Origin of the sequence: Natronorubrum halophilum (assembly GCF_003670115.1) — an archaeon.
GTDB classification, from domain to species: Archaea; Halobacteriota; Halobacteria; order Halobacteriales; family Natrialbaceae; genus Natronorubrum; species Natronorubrum halophilum.
Genome location: NZ_QQTY01000002.1, coordinates 980,749 through 995,580 on the forward strand (window position 1 = coordinate 980,749; position 14,832 = coordinate 995,580).

Here is a 14,832-nt window from a genome sequence, read left to right on the forward strand (position 1 = left end):
TGATCGATCGTTCGATACGCGGCCAGTAGTCGGTTATTACCCACGTCGACTGCGACCGTCGGTCGGGCAGAGACGGATACTCGAGCGGGCGGCGTCGACAGTGCTCGGGTGTGAACGATACCGCGGGGCCGACAGGGCCCAGGAAGCGAGGCTAGAACGGACTCTCCGATTCGTCGAGCGTGGTCTCGCTCGAGTCTCTCGGTTCGCCGTTGTCGCCCACCCACTCGAGCGCGTCCTCCACGTCGTGCGTCGGCGGCGAGCACGTCCGATCCCGGCAGACGTACAGCGTCGGTTCGCCGTCGCGAGCCTCGCGCCCGGCCCAGATCGCCGGTGCCTCTTCGAGACCTAACTGGCGGAGCCAGTCCTCCAGCCCCTCCTGGGTCGGCGGACGCAACGCGAACAGCCGGTCGGGGTGGTACTCCTCGGCGAAGCGGTCGCGCCACTCGTCGGGTAACTCGTCGGCGGCGACGGTGATCTCGAGTGCGCCCGCCTCGAGTCGATCCGCGGCGAGACAGAGCGAGGCGTGTTGGAGCGCGTTCGCCTCGATGCGGTTCGCGTGGGTCTCGAGGACGGTCGATGCGATCGTTTCGAACTCTTCGTCGTCTGCAAAACCGTCGAGCGCGAGCAGCATCTCGGCCGCGACGCCGGTCGCAGAGGGCGTCGACTGGTCGTTCAACTCCTGAGGCCGGGTGACGAGAGACTCGCCGCTCTCGGGGGTGAAGTACAGCGTTCCCCGCTCTGCGTCCCAGAACTCGGCTTCGATGGTTCGCGCGAGATCAAGCGCGAACGCGAGGTGGTCGACATCGCCCGTGGCCTCGTAGCACCCCAGCGCGCCGCGAGCGAGGAAGGCGTAGTCCTCGAGGTAGCCGTCGACTTTGACGTCCCCGCCGTGAGATCCGGTCTCGCGACCCTCCGAGCGCTGCTCGGAGACGTCTTTGTAGCGCCGGGAGAGTCGCTGCTCGTCTTCGTTCCAGAGTCGGTCCCGAACGAACTCGAGAGCCCCGACGCCCATCTCGGCATACTCGTCCTCGCCCAGCACCAGCGCTGCCTCCGCGCAGGTAGCGATCATGAGTCCGTTCCAGCCCGCGAGCACCTTCTCGTCGCGGTTGGGGCGCGGACGCCGTTCTCGAGCCTCGGCGAGTCGTTCGCGAGCGGACTCGAGTCGCCGTTCGATCTCGTCTGCTGCGAGGTCGAACTCGTCGGCGAGCGTCGAGACGGACGTCACGCGATTCGGCTGGTTCGCTCCCTCGAAGTTGCCCGACTCGGTGATATCGTAGCGGGCACAGAACAGCTCCGCGCTGGTCTCGTCCTCGAGCACCGCGGCGACCTCGGCGGGCGTCCAGACGTAGAACGCCCCCTCTTCGTGCTCGCCGGTCTCGGGGTCCTCGCTCTGGGCGTCTAACGTGGCGAAGAAGCCGCCCTCGTCGTGGGTCAGTTCGCGGTCGACGAACTCGAGGGTCTCCTCGATGACCTCGGCGTAGCGCTCCTCGCCCGTCAGCTGGTAGCCGGCGAGGAACGCCCGCGGAATCTCGGCGTTGTCGTAGAGCATCTTCTCGAAGTGGGGCACCGTCCAGTCCCGGTCGACGCAGTAGCGGTGGAAGCCGCCGCCGACGTGGTCGTAGAGCCCGCCCGCTGCCATCGCGTCGAGGGATTCCTCGAGCACCTCGAGGTACGCCGATCGACCGGTCCGATCGTACGCGCGGGCGAGCACGTGGAGTCTCGAGGGCTGTGGGAACTTCGGTCCGCCGGAGCCGAAGCCGCCGTGTTGCCGGTCCGCACTCCGAAGCGCCGCGTCGGCCGCCGTCTCGAGGACCTCGCTGGATGGCGGCTCCGCCGCGGCGACGGAATCCGGGGTCTCCTCGAGGCGGTCTTTCACTGCGTCCGTCCACTGCTGGGCGCGATTCTCGACTTCCTCGCGGTCCTGTTCCCAGGAGTTGGCGAGTTGCTCGAGGATATCGAGGAAGCCCGGCTGGCCCCGTTTCGCCTCCTTCGGGAAGTAGGTTCCGACGTAGAAGGGCTTGCCCTCGGGCGTGAGCCACGCCGAGAGGGGCCAGCCACCCTGTCCGGAGACGAGCTGGCAGACGGTCATGTAGATGCTGTCGACATCGGGGCGCTCCTCGCGGTCGACTTTGATCGGGACGAAGTTTTCGTTCAGGAGTTCGGCGACTTCCTCGTCCGCGAAGCTCTCGTCGGCCATGACGTGACACCAGTGACACGCCGAGTACCCGATCGAGAGGAAGATCGGCACGTCGCGTTCCTCGGCCGCCTCGAGGGCCCGTTCGTCCCACGGCTGCCAGTTGACGGGGTTGTCCGCGTGTTGGCGCAGATAGGGACTCTCCTCCTCGGCGAGCCGATTGCGCTGGGTCGGTTCGGTCATGGAAGTACCTACGAACGGCGGTTGTAAAAACGCGGGGTGCGCAGACGCTGTCCGGATAGTACCGACGGAGTCGGTAACTCGATCGAAACGAACGGAATCGGGCGAGAAACGGATACCGATACGGTCTCGAAATCGAACGTAACGAAACGGAACCGCGAAATCGGACGCTCAGGCTTTTCGCGATTCGGCCATGCCGGCGTCGAAATCCCGCTGGGTTCGGCGACCGGACATCGAGACGAGGACCATCGAAAATCCGGTCATGAGCAGGCTCACGCCGACGAGCAGGCCGACGACCCAGGTCGCATCGGCGGGGAACCCGGCCCAGAGAAGTACGGCGAGGACCAGTGAGAGAACGCCGCTGGCTGCGACGTAGCCCCGCCCACCCTGGCTACCCATGCGGACGCTCGCAGCGAGTTCTACGATCCCGTCGACGACCAGGTAGGCGATGACGAGTATCGTGAGCGACGCGAGCCCCAGGACCGGGTTTGCGAGGAGGATGAGGCCGGCGACCACGGCAACGGCAGCGAGGATGAGTTGCCACGCCGTTCCGCGCCATCCGCGGTTCGAGAACGCGGTTGCCACGTGGACGATGCCGCTAATGATGAGCAGCGCACTCAGCACGTACGTTATCGAAATCCCCGTCACGAGGGGAAACGCGATCGCAAGAACGCCGAGCAGCGCGATGATACCGCCGGTGATCCCGATTAGCTGCCAGTCGACGTCGAGCGGGAAGCCGTCGTAGGTCTCTTCATTGGTTGTTGTTGTCATTGTTCCTCACGTAGTACAAACGACAGGAGCTGTTATATACTCCACTCATCATTTAGTAATAAATCAAAAAAACGGACCGGTCCGGTATCGTGACGAACTGTGAATCGGTCGGTGCGACAGAACCACAGTTTCCATCGCGCGGATGTTCAGCAGGTCTGTGCTCTTGGCCGGTCCAGTCGCGGCTCGAGCGGAAAAACGGAAACAGCCCGACTCTCTTACTCCGTGAGCAGACGCCGGAGCACGAGGTGGAGCACGCCGCCGTTCTCGACGTACTTGACGGCTGCAGGCGTCCCAACCTGCGCGGTCACGTCGAATTCGGTGGTTTCACCCGCATCGTCTTCGGCGACGACGGTGAGTTCGGCGTTGGGCTCGAGGCCGTCGTCCAGCCCGTTGATCTCGAAGTACTCGGAGCCGTCGAGGCCGAGTTCCTCCCAGCCCTCGCCCGCTTCGAACTGCAGGGGCAGGACGCCCATGCCGAGGAGGTTGTCGCGGTAGATCCGCTCGTAGCTCTGGCCGATGGTCGCGCGGATACCGAGCAGGTCAGTTCCCTTCGCGGCCCAGTCGCGGCTCGAACCGGTCCCGAGTTCCTCGCCGGCCATGACGATCAGCGGGGTATCCTCCTCGCGGTAGCGCTCGGAAGCCTCGAAGACGGTAGTCTCCTCACCGGTCGGGTGGTGAATCGTGTAGCCGCCCTCCTTGCCGTCTAACATCTGGTTCTCGATGCGGACGTTCGCGAAGGTGCCGCGCATCATGACCTCGTGGTTCCCGCGGCGGGAGCCGTAGGTGTTGAACTCGTACGGTTCGACGCCGCGTTCGCTTAGCCACTGACCGGCCGGCAGATCCTCGCTGAACGGCCCGGCCGGGCTGATGTGGTCGGTCGTAACCGTATCGCCCAGCGTGAGCAGACAGCGAGCGTTCGCGATGTCCTCGACGCCGGGTTCCTCGAGCGGGAAGTCCTGGAAGAACGGCGGTTCGCGGATGTAGGTCGACTCCGAATCCCAGTCGTAGACCTCGCCGGTGGGTGCGTCGAGCGCCTCCCAGCGGTCATCACCCTCGAAGACGCTCGCGTACTTGTCCTTGAATAGCTCGGAGGAGACGCTGTTGTGGATCGTCTCTCTGACCTCTTCCGGATCCGGCCAGATGTCCTCGAGGAAGATCTCCTCGCCCTCGTCGTTCGTGCCGATCGGTTCGTTCTCGAGGTCGATGTCCATCTTGCCCGCGAGGCCGTAGGCCACCACGAGGGGTGGGCTGGCGAGGTAGTTCGCGCGGATCTTCGGGTGGATGCGCGCCTCGAAGTTCCGGTTGCCCGAGAGGACGCTCGTCGTCCAGAGGTCGTGTTCGTCGATGGCGGCCTCGATCGGTTCGGCGAGCGGGCCGGCGTTGCCGATACAGGTCGTACAGCCGTAGCCGACGACGTGGTAGCCAAGTCCCTCGAGGTCGTCGAGCAGGTCGGCCTGCTTCAGGTACTCCGTGACGACCTTGCTGCCGGGTGCGAGGCTGGTCTTGACGTAGTCGGGGACGTCGAGTCCCTGCTCGAGCGCGTTGCGCGCGAGCAGTCCCGCGGCGACCATCACCGACGGGTTCGAGGTGTTCGTACAGCTCGTGATCGCGCTCACTAAGACGGAGCCGTGGCCGATCTCGACTTCGGTGCCGTCCTCGAGCGTGACGGGGATCTTCTCGTCGAGTCCGGGCTGTCCCTTGGCAACGAGTCCGCCGTCGCTCTCTGCGGCTCCGGAGTCGATGACGCCCTCTTCGGCGAGCAGCGTCGGGAAGTGTTCGTCGAGATCGCCCATCGGAATCCGGGCGTGGGGTTTCTTGTGACCCGCGAGGCTGGGTTCGACGGAGCCGAGGTCGAACTCGACCGTCTCGGTGAACTCCGGGTCGTGGTCGCCGAACAGGCCCTGCGCTTCCAAGTACTCGCGGACGAGTTCGATGTGGTCCTCGTCGCGGCCGGTGAGTTCGAGGTAGTCGAGCGTCGCGTCGTCGACGGGGAACATCGAGATTGTACAGCCGTGCTCGGGCGACATGTTCGAAATGGTCGCGCGGTCGGCGACCGAGAGCTGAGAGACCCCGTCGCCGTAGAACTCGACGAACTTGTCGACGACGCCGACCTGTCGGAGCTTCTCCGTGATGTGGAGCACGAGGTCCGTCGCGGTTGCGCCCTCAGGGAGTTCGCCCGTGAGTTCGACTCCGACGACCTCGGGGAGGGTCATCGTGATTGGCTGGCCCAGAAGGGCCGCTTCGGCCTCGATCCCGCCGACGCCCCAGCCGACGACGCCGATGCCGTTGATCATCGGGGTGTGGCTATCCGTGCCGACGAGGGTGTCGGGCAGGAGCCACTGCTCGCCGTCCTCTTCGCGTGCGTGAACGACTTTCCCAAGGTGTTCGAGGTTGACCTGGTGAACGATCCCCGTTCCCGGCGGGACGACGTTGAAGTCCTCGAAGGCCTGCTGAGCCCACTTGATCGCACGATATCGCTCCTCGTTGCGCTCGTACTCGAGTTCCACGTTCTGTTCGTAGGCGTCCTCGCTGCCGAAGTAATCGACCTGCACGCTATGGTCGATCACGAGGTCACAGGGGACTTCGGGTTCGACGATGGACGGATCCTTGCCCGCGCGGTCCGCGGCCGACCGCAGCGCGGCCAGGTCGACGACCGCCGGAACGCCGGTCAGATCCTGCAGCACGACGCGGGAGGGCTGGAAGGGGACCTCGACGTCCGGGACGTCCGGCTGCCAGGAGGCCGCGTTTTTGACGTCCTGTGCCGAGACCATGTCGCCGTCGACGTTTCGGAGCACCGCCTCGAGAAGCACGCGAATGCTTACCGGTAGTTTCTCGAGGTCACAGAGGCCCTGCTCCTCGAGGACCGTCAGATCGGCCATCTTATATGTTTCGCCGTCGTGTTCGAATTCCCGGATCGCCTCCGAGAACGCATCAGTTGCCATAGGTGGACTTCGGACCGGGGGGATTTGAAACTCCCGAGAATCGTCTGTAGAGCTAGCCTACTCGCGTATTTGTCGGAAACGTATTATTAATCATGTATTAGGTGTTCTAAGTGTATCCCATCACACTAGCGAACAGCGATGAATATCCGCAGCCGACAGAGCGAGTACGGTTCGTGGCTTACGGCGTCCGAACGTACTCGAGAAAGGCGAATCCCTCGCGTTCGTCGCGGGAGACCTCCTCGAACGCGTCCCGATCCCACTCGGGAAAGTACGCGTCGCCGTCGGGATCGTCGTCGATTTCGGTCACGATCAGCCGATCGATCGCGGGCAGGAACTGTTCGTAGACGGTCGCGCCGCCGGCGACGAAAACGCGGTCGACGTCGCCGTGGTTCTCGCGCGCTGCCGTCTCCGCCCGCTCGAGTGCCTCCTCGAGACTGCCCGCGACGACCACGTTTTCACGGGTATCGAGATCCTGGCCCGTCAACACGACTGTCGTTCGTCCCGGAAGCGGTTCGCCGAGCGCCTCGAGAATGCCCTCGTAGGTGACCCGACCCATGATCAGGGGGTGATCCATCGTCGTCTCCTTGAAGTGTGCGAGATCTTCCGGAACGTGCCACGGCATGTCGCCGTCCTTGCCGATGACGCCGTTTTCGGCGACGGCGACGATCCCGACGAGTTCGCGGTCGGTCTCGAGGGCCGGTTCGTCGGTCGATCCGTCGCCGCTCATTCGGCCACCGAGAACTCGAGTCCATCGTGGGAGTCGTACGCCTCAAGCGCGACGTCGTCGTACGAGAGGGTGTCGATCGTCGCCCCGTCCGCGACCTCGAGCGTCGGTCGCTCGAGGGGCTCCCGGGACAGTTGCTCGAGCAGTCCGGGGACGTGATCGAACCGTTCGTCGCCCTCGGCTTCGGCGGGCGCTTCGGACTCGAGCCACTCGCGAACGTCGAGGTAGTCCTCCCGCTCGTCGGCGTCGACCAGCCGGGACTGGAGGGCCCGGAGGTTGTCGGCGTACCACTCCCCGCGCGCGCCGCGACCGCAGTAGACGTGCGTGTCGACGACGGTGTGTGCGAACGTCCCGGGTTCGAAGCCGGTCTGTTGAGCGATGACCTTCGTCAGGAGCGCGTAGGCCGCGATGTTGAACGGAATGCCGAGCGCCGTATCGCCCGAGCGCTGGGTGAGATGGCAGTTCAGGCGGTCGCCTTGCACGTTGAAGACGAACGAGTAGTGACACGGCGGCAACGTCGAGACGGCCGCGTTGGCCGGATGCCAGGCGTTGACGACGAGTCGACGGGAGTTCGGACTGTCCGAGAGCGTGTCGACGACGTACTGCAGTTGATCGAACGTGCGGCGGCCGTCCGCTTCCTCGGTGACCCACCGGTGGGTCTCGTCGGGCCAGGATTCGCCCTCGAGTTGCGCCTCGTCGTCCGGAATCGGGTACCGCCGCCAGAACCGACCGTAGGCGGTGTCGAGTCGTCCCTCCTCGTCGGCCCACGCGTCCCAGATTTTGGTCTCGTCGCGCAGCGTTCGAATGTGTTCCTCGCCGGAGAGATACCAGCACATCTCGTGGAGCATCGAGTTCCAGCGGTAGCCGTCCATCCGTTTGGTCGTCAGCAGGGGATACCCCTCCTGTAAGTCGACCTCGTAGTGCTCGCTAAACGACGAAATCGTGTCGACGCCGGTCCGGTTTGGCTTGTACGTGCCCTCGGAGAGGACCGCGTCGACGAGCTCGAGGTACTGTCGCATTACTCCCTGTTGGATCAACGGGGTATAATATGCACCGATACCCGAAGTACGCGACCGGCGGGCGGGCGTCGGTCACGGAGACCGGAGCGCGAAGAGCGCGGCGATACCGACGACGACTGCGGAACTCGCACCGACGATGAACGTCGGCGTCCAGCCGATTTGAGTGGCGAGCAGGCTCGTTACGATGCCACCGAAGACGCCGCCCCACAGTTTCGCCGTGAGCAACACGCCGTAGTTTTCCGAGGCGTAGCGCTCGCCGAACGTCTCGTTAACGACTCCGGGCAGGATACCGAACGCCGGACTCCGAAACGCCATCGTGACGCCTGCGAGGGCGACGAACGCCCAGCCGATTTCCAGTCGACCGACCAGGACGGTCGCACAGAGGGCGAGTCCGCAGAGTATCAACGAGATAGAGACGGTCCGTTCGGCGCCCAGTCGATCCGACGCAGCGCCGCCGATCACCACGCCGGACGCCTGGCCGAGCGCGACGACCGCCGCGGCGGTGATCGCCGTCCCCGTCGAGAGACCGAGCCGACCCGCGTAGGTGACCACCTTCTCGAGGAGCATGAGCCCGACGCCGTTGACGACGAAGACGGCGTACAGCAACCAGAACCGTCTCGTCTCGATCATCTCTCGCCACGAGACCGCTCCGTCGTCCCCACCGTCGCTCGCGAGTTCGTCGGGCGTGGTCGCAGACTCCGGACTGGGATCTCTGATGACGAAAGTGGCGACGAGCGTCGCGATCCCCGTCGCGGCGGCCAGCACGAGCAGCGTCGTCGTGAAGTCGGTATCGGCACCCCATCGGACGAACGGAATGAGCAGGAAACTCGTCAGGCTGAACGCCATACTCACCGCCCCGGTCGTCAGCCCGCGCCGGGTTCGGAACCACTCGGATGGAGTGTTGATCCCGACGTTGTAGGCGATTCCGACGCCGGCGCCGCCGATCCCGAACCAGAGATAGAGTTCGGGAACCGACGGCACGAGTGCGACGCCCGCGTACCCGACGACGAGAAAGAGGGTGGCGACGAGCAGCGGCACTCGCGGTCCGTACTGGTCGCGGATCCAGCCGGACGGAAACGACGCGAGCGTCTGGGTCACTATCAGAACGGTGAACACCGCCCCGATGGTAGTTTCTGACGCGCCCGACTGTGCGCCGATCGGATCCCGAAGCACCGGCCACGCGAACTGGTACGTCCCTGCGAGCCCGACCATGAGCGCTGCGGTGACGACGAACCGCCACCGAGAGCGTCCGGGAATTCAGTCGACCATACACCGACCACGCCGAGCAACGAGATGGTCTGCGGGGGATCGTTACGCGCCGGTGGACAGTCAATCGATCGCGACGGTACGGCCGAGGCGACAGCGATTTTATCGGGTCTCGAGACCGAGGCTCTCCACGAGCGTGACCAGTCGTCGGTTCGGAAGGCGTCGCGGACGGACGGTTCACTTTCACCCCGGTGTCCAAATCCTCTTTATCACGCCGCGCGTTCCGACGAGCGATGACCGCTCGAGACGGCTCGCGTCTTCTCGCTCTCCCACCGTCGGCGCTCGCCGACCGGCCCGTCGCGACGCTCGAGGACCTCGACCGGACGCTCGACGCCGACGGCCTCTGGGTGCTCGGTCCGTCTCGAGACCCGCAGGCCTTCGCGCGCGCTCGCGGGCTGTTCGACGCGTCGGCGTTCCATCCGCCGCTCGAGACCGGCGACGACGGACCGATTTCTCGGCAAGCGATCGGCAGGACGGCCGACGGAGACGCCCTCGAAATCGCCGTCGCTCAGGGGCTTCCCTCGCTGCGGACGACGCCGAATGCCGTCTCGAACGAGCTCCGTGAAAACGAGCCGACCATCACCGCACTCGTCTGCGACGACGTCACGACGACCGTTCGGCCCACCGCTCTCGAGACCGCGCTCGAGGGCGCGGGCACGCTCGCCAGCGCACTCCCGTCCGGTCGGGTCACGACCGTCCTGACGGGCGGCGAACCGGCCGGGTACGACGAACTGTGGCACCTCGACGCGGACACTGGTGCGGTTCGGGCCGTCGACCACGACCTGCTCGGCGGCGTCGAACCGCTCGCCGACGACTGCGTCTCGGTCCGAATCCAGGGCGCAGGCCCGGTCGAGGGCTACAGCCGGCGGCAGTCGATCGCGAGCCTGACGCTCACCGGCGACGGTATCGAGCGCGTCGACACCCACGAGATCACCGACTTCGGTCTCGAGGCCGTCTCCGGAATCGGCCCGAAAACGGCCGAACGACTCGCCGAGCGCGGGGTGACGACACGCCCGGAACTCCTCGAGACGGACCTCGAGACGCTGGCCGACCTCCCCCACGTCGGCCGCGAACGGGCCCGCACGATGCACCGGCACGCGAGGGTGCTCGAGACCGGCGAACCGAGACGGCTTACCGACGACTCCCTCCCCGGCGAGAACTGGTCGACGCCGCCGCTCTGTCTCGATATCGAGACCGACGGGCTCTCGCCGACGATCATCTGGCAGGTGGGCATCTACGACCCCGCGACGGACGAGTACCGCGCGTTCGTCGAGCGCGCCGACCCGACCGACCCGGGGCCGGTGCTCGAGGCCTTCTGCGACTGGCTGCTGGGCGTCCACCCCGACCGCGCCCTGCTCACGTGGAACGGCTGGCGCTTCGACTACCGCCACCTCGGGTCCTTCATCGCCCGCCACCTTCCCTACTACGTCGACGAGTGGGAGTCGATCCCCAAATTCGACCTGTATCTCTGGGCCGCGAGCAACGAGAACGCGTTGCTCCCCGGGCGGACGAACGAACTCGGGACCGTCTCGGACGCGCTCGGTTACGAGAGCGCGGGAACCGGACTCGACGGCGCGCGAACCGCGGCGGCCTACCAGCGGTTCATGCGGACGGGTGCACCGCTCGAGTGGGGCCGTCACGAGGCCTACTGCGAGGACGATTGTCGAGCGCTGTGGCACGTCTACGAGCGGCTCCGGGACGCACCACGGGCCGAGTCCTGGACGGATTCGAACCGCAGTGACTCGAGTCGGGTAGCTGCGGACATCCCAGACACGGAGCCGTCAAACGAGGAGTCGACGAGTCGGCGAACGAACCGGCGTACCTCGCGTGAGACGACCACCGGCGAACAGACTGGACTGAGTGATTTCTGAACCATGAGCGAACGACAATCCGACGAACGGGCCGCCGTCCCGGTCACCGGCGACGAACTGATCGAAACCTTCCCCGGGTATCGGAACCCCGACGATATCTCGCTCCTCGAGCGTCCCGGCCAGCCCGCATCGACCGTTCCGAGCGCGGACGTGCTCCGCCCGGAACTCGCGGCCCCGCTCGAGCACGACCTCTACACCCATCAGGCCGACGCCCTCGAGGCGCTCGCGCGCGAGGAACACGTCTGCGTCGCGACGAGCACCTCCTCCGGGAAGACCCGGATCTACGCGCTCCAAATAGCGCGACACTACCTCGAGGCGACGGCTCGAGGCGACGCGTCCACCGCGTACCTGCTCTATCCGACGAAGGCGCTCTCGCGGGATCAAGAGCGGAGTCTGAACGATCTCTACGACGATCTGGGGCTCGAGATCACGGTCCGAGTCTACGACGGCGATACCGAACGCGGCCGGAATCGCAAGCGGATCCGCGAGGAGGCCGACGTCATCATCACGAACTTCGCGGGCGTGAACACCTACCTGCACGACCACGACCGCTGGGCGCGATTCCTCTCGAGGTGCGAACTCGTCGTGCTCGACGAGTCCCACACGTACACGGGCGTCCACGGAATGCACGTCGCCTGGATCGTCCGTCGGCTCAAGCGCGTGCTCTCCTACTACGACGCCGATCCGCAGTACGTCCTGACGAGCGCGACGATCGGCAACCCCGGCGAGCACTCGAGCGCCCTGATCGGCGACCCCGTCACCGTCGTCGACGAGGACGGTTCCCCGGCGGGGCCGCGGGATCTGGTCCTCTGGAACCCGCCGCCGCAGGCGCACGACGATGGGGACGAACGCGACGGCTGGAACGACGGTCCGGGCGGCGAGGGCGACCGGGGTGGCGACGGGATCGGAGCGGGCGACGACCTCGCGGACGACGCCGTCGTCGAGCGGCTCCCCGCTACCGTCGAGGCCCCGCGGCTGCTCTCGCACCTGACGTATCGGGACGCCCAAACGCTGCTGTTTACCCCCTCGAGAAAGCTCGCCGAGCTCTCGATCAAGCGGGCGTCGAAACACCGCCACGACAACCACTACTACACGAATCCTACCCGAGGGAGCGCGATCGAACCCTACCACGCCGGTCACTCGCGGAAGAAACGCCACGGCACCGAACACCAGCTCAAGACCGGCGTTCTCGACGGCGTCGCCTCGACGAACGCCCTCGAGTTGGGGATCGATATCGGCGCGATGGACGCGACGGTCCAGCTCGGCTACCCCGGCCAACGGCAGTCGTTCTGGCAGCAGATCGGTCGCGCGGGCCGCGGTTCGAAGCGAGCCCTCTCGGTACTCGTCGCCGAACACCGCACGCTCGACCAGTACGTCGTGAACAACCCCGACTACCTGCTCGAGAACGACGTCGAGGACGCCGTCGTCGATATCGAGAACGACGCCGTCTTCGCCCAGCACCTCCGCTGTGCGGCCGACGAACTCGCGCTCGACGAGTCGGATGCGGGGACGTTCGCCGAGCGCGACCGACTCGAGCGCGCCATCGAGATGTGGCGTCGCGCGGGTCGGTTAACGGGCGCGCTCGAGACCGGCGTCTCCTACGTCGGTCCACCGCGGCCGCAGGGGTCGATCTCGCTGTACGCGACGACGGGCGAGGAGTACGAGGTCGAACTCGCCGAGGGCGTCGACTCGTCGGAGAACCCGGAGATGGAACCGCTCGCGACGGAGCGCGTGCTGCGGGATTTCCACGAGGGCGCGGTGCGGCTCCACCAGGGTCGGCAGTACGAGGTCACGGCCGTCGACCACCGCCCGTCGCGGCCCTCGGTGACGCTTCGCCCGACGAACGTGGAGTACTACACGCGAACGCGAACCGACGTGACCGTTCTCGACGCGGTTTCCGAGGAGTCTCGAGCGATCGGCGACTTCACGCTGCACTTCGGCCGCGGGCGAGTGCTCGTCTACCACGGCACCTACGACGAGGTCGCGATCCACGGCGGCAAGAAAAAGGCGCAGTCGATTCCGACCGAGAACCCGCCGCTGTCGATGGAGACGCAACTGTGCTGGCTCGAGGTGCCCCAGGACGTCGAGCGCGCGCTGATAGAGAAATACCGCTCTCACTCCGTGCCCGAACTTGAGGACGGGCTTGCGGAGACGGCCCATCTGGGCTACGCGGGCGGACTTCACGCCGCGGAGCACGCGACGATCGGCGTCGCACCCCTCGAGTTGATGGTTGACAAGCGCGATCTGGGCGGCCTCGCGACGCTGACGATCGACTCCCACCTCGATCGAGCGGTTGTTTCGGACGACGGTGCCGAACCGGGTCCGGGGCCGGGGGCCGGACCCGATACCGGAGCGGGCGAGGACGCACCCCAAAATATCGCCGCCGCCGAGGCGACCGTCAGGGAGATCGCGATGGATCTCGAGCGCACCCCCGCGAGCGGCTGGTTCATCTACGACGGTATCGAGGGCGGGCTCGGCTTTGCGCGGGCGATCTACGAGAACTACGAGGCCGTCGCCCGGCGGGCGCGGGACCTCATCGCGGATTGCGACTGCGGCAACGTCGGCGGCTGTCCCGCCTGCGTGATGGACGAGCAGTGTGGGAACGACAACCAGCCGTTGCACCGCGGCGCGGCCGTGGACGTGCTGGATCAGTTGCTCGGCGATGAGGACGTGGAGACACTCGAGGAACATCTCCCGGAGGACGAGTACGGTGGTGACCGGCGACCGCCGCTGTTCTACGCCTGAGTCGCCCGCACGTTCTGACAGTACTCGGACACGTGCTCTCGATTCCTAGATGTTACGCGTTCGCTTTGTCCCGGCTCTCGTTCGAGATATTCAGCGGCAGATCGACCTCGATCGAGTCGTACCAGACGGTCGGCCGCTTGCGCCGACCGTCGTCTTCGAACTCGAGCAGATGGAGCGACTCGAGTTCCGCGAGATTCGTGTGCACCTGTCGAACGTCACGTCCGACGAGGCGGGCCGTCTCTCGAATACTCTCGGGTTCGTGCTGGACGACCGACCGGAGTAGCTCGAGATTCTTTGGACGGGTGACGCGGTGAACGTCGTCGGGATCGCCAAAGATCACTTCGAAGTGCGGATCCGCCGTCTCACCGCGATCGAGGTCTCGGAGTGCATCGCGCAGTCCGTCCTCGTCACCGCACCGGAAGCGGATGTGCATCGTGCGACCGTCGTCTGTCGAGTTACCAGTGTTCGCCATGATTGCGTACCTCCTGTTTGAATCGATCGTACAGCGCTTCGAGACCGGTGAAGTCGGTGTCCTCGACGCCTCCGTTCGGCAGATGCTTGTGGTGCCGCGCAGCATCTGGATGATCCGGAAAGTTGTCGTATCGAACGATCGTCTCCCCGTCGCTCGTCCCGTATTGCATCGAGTACTTCACTCCCTCCGGATATCGATCGGACGACGGGACCTCCCAGGCACGGATCTCGGCGAACGTCCCACCGAAATCCTTCGTCACGTGATGATTTCCACAGCCTTCTCGTCATCGCGATCCGACATCATCTGTTGTTTCTCGCCACAACATAATAAATGATGTGCTCAACCACAACACGGGCGAGGACCGACGACCGCCCAGTTCTACGCCCGAAATGAGAGTATTAAGTTAATATCTCTGCAGGAACGAGTACGGGATATGTCCGCCCTTGGAACCGCGCTGCTCGAGTGGGACGCGGACCGAATCGTCAGGATCCTCGTCGCTGGCGTGTCGGTCTTCCTCGCGGTGCGTGTGACTGACAGCGTTCTCGTCGGGCTCGGAGCCGCTGTCCTCTTCGTCGTCGCTTTCAACTGCCTGTGGGTGATCGCAACCCGAATCAGAGGTCGTTTGCGAGCGACATACTGATCGCCGAC

The 14,832-nt window shown here is 65.5% G+C and carries 11 protein-coding genes; 3 read left to right on the forward strand and 8 right to left on the reverse strand.

Annotation, left to right across the window (positions count from 1 at the left end; all coding sequences use genetic code 11):
- Window positions 1–151: 151 nt before the first annotated feature.
- From DWB23_RS10975 to DWB23_RS11000, 6 genes are all read right to left on the reverse strand, one after another.
- On the reverse strand, window positions 152–2,377 hold the full coding sequence (locus tag DWB23_RS10975; protein WP_121742833.1) for a thioredoxin domain-containing protein: 2,226 nt from the start codon (window positions 2,375–2,377) through the stop codon (window positions 152–154).
- A 168-nt stretch (window positions 2,378–2,545) separates the two neighbouring features.
- A complete protein-coding gene (locus DWB23_RS10980; protein ID WP_121742834.1) occupies window positions 2,546–3,145 on the reverse strand; it encodes an HdeD family acid-resistance protein in 600 nt (199 codons plus the stop codon).
- A 215-nt stretch (window positions 3,146–3,360) separates the two neighbouring features.
- On the reverse strand, window positions 3,361–6,087 hold the full coding sequence (gene acnA / locus DWB23_RS10985; RefSeq protein WP_121742835.1) for an aconitate hydratase AcnA: 2,727 nt from the start codon (window positions 6,085–6,087) through the stop codon (window positions 3,361–3,363).
- A gap of 178 nt (window positions 6,088–6,265) precedes the next feature.
- Entirely contained in the window at window positions 6,266–6,814 is a 549-nt protein-coding gene (locus tag DWB23_RS10990; RefSeq protein ID WP_121742836.1) for a dihydrofolate reductase, read from the reverse strand.
- Window positions 6,811–7,830, reverse strand: coding sequence for a thymidylate synthase (gene thyA, locus DWB23_RS10995; protein WP_121742837.1), 1,020 nt, complete (start codon window positions 7,828–7,830; stop codon window positions 6,811–6,813). The genes DWB23_RS10990 and thyA overlap by 4 nt, the downstream gene beginning before the upstream one ends.
- Window positions 7,831–7,902: 72 nt before the next feature.
- Entirely contained in the window at window positions 7,903–9,042 is a 1,140-nt protein-coding gene (locus DWB23_RS11000; RefSeq protein ID WP_121742838.1) for an MFS transporter, read from the reverse strand.
- Between the two features lie 287 nt (window positions 9,043–9,329).
- Between DWB23_RS11000 and DWB23_RS11010 the strand changes: the two genes are divergently transcribed.
- Together DWB23_RS11010 and DWB23_RS11015 are read left to right on the forward strand one after the other, a co-directional pair.
- Window positions 9,330–10,967: a ribonuclease H-like domain-containing protein gene (locus DWB23_RS11010; protein ID WP_121742840.1), complete on the forward strand. Its 1,638-nt coding sequence runs from the start codon at window positions 9,330–9,332 to the stop codon at window positions 10,965–10,967.
- A gap of 3 nt (window positions 10,968–10,970) precedes the next feature.
- A complete protein-coding gene (locus DWB23_RS11015) occupies window positions 10,971–13,712 on the forward strand; it encodes a DEAD/DEAH box helicase (protein ID WP_121742841.1) in 2,742 nt (913 codons plus the stop codon).
- Between the two features lie 52 nt (window positions 13,713–13,764).
- On the opposite strand, the gene DWB23_RS11020 is transcribed toward DWB23_RS11015, so the two are convergent.
- Together DWB23_RS11020 and DWB23_RS11025 are read right to left on the reverse strand one after the other, a co-directional pair.
- On the reverse strand, window positions 13,765–14,184 hold the full coding sequence (locus tag DWB23_RS11020) for an HVO_A0114 family putative DNA-binding protein (protein WP_121742842.1): 420 nt from the start codon (window positions 14,182–14,184) through the stop codon (window positions 13,765–13,767).
- Window positions 14,168–14,443 (reverse strand): toxin-antitoxin system TumE family protein, encoded by a 276-nt coding sequence (locus DWB23_RS11025; RefSeq protein ID WP_121742843.1) that lies wholly within the window; start codon window positions 14,441–14,443, stop codon window positions 14,168–14,170. Before DWB23_RS11025 ends, DWB23_RS11020 begins: the two co-directional genes overlap by 17 nt.
- A 174-nt stretch (window positions 14,444–14,617) precedes the next feature.
- Here DWB23_RS11025 and DWB23_RS11030 point away from each other — a divergent pair, with 174 nt between their 5' ends.
- Window positions 14,618–14,824, forward strand: coding sequence for a hypothetical protein (locus tag DWB23_RS11030; RefSeq protein ID WP_121742844.1), 207 nt, complete (start codon window positions 14,618–14,620; stop codon window positions 14,822–14,824).
- The last annotated feature ends 8 nt before the right edge of the window (window positions 14,825–14,832 follow it).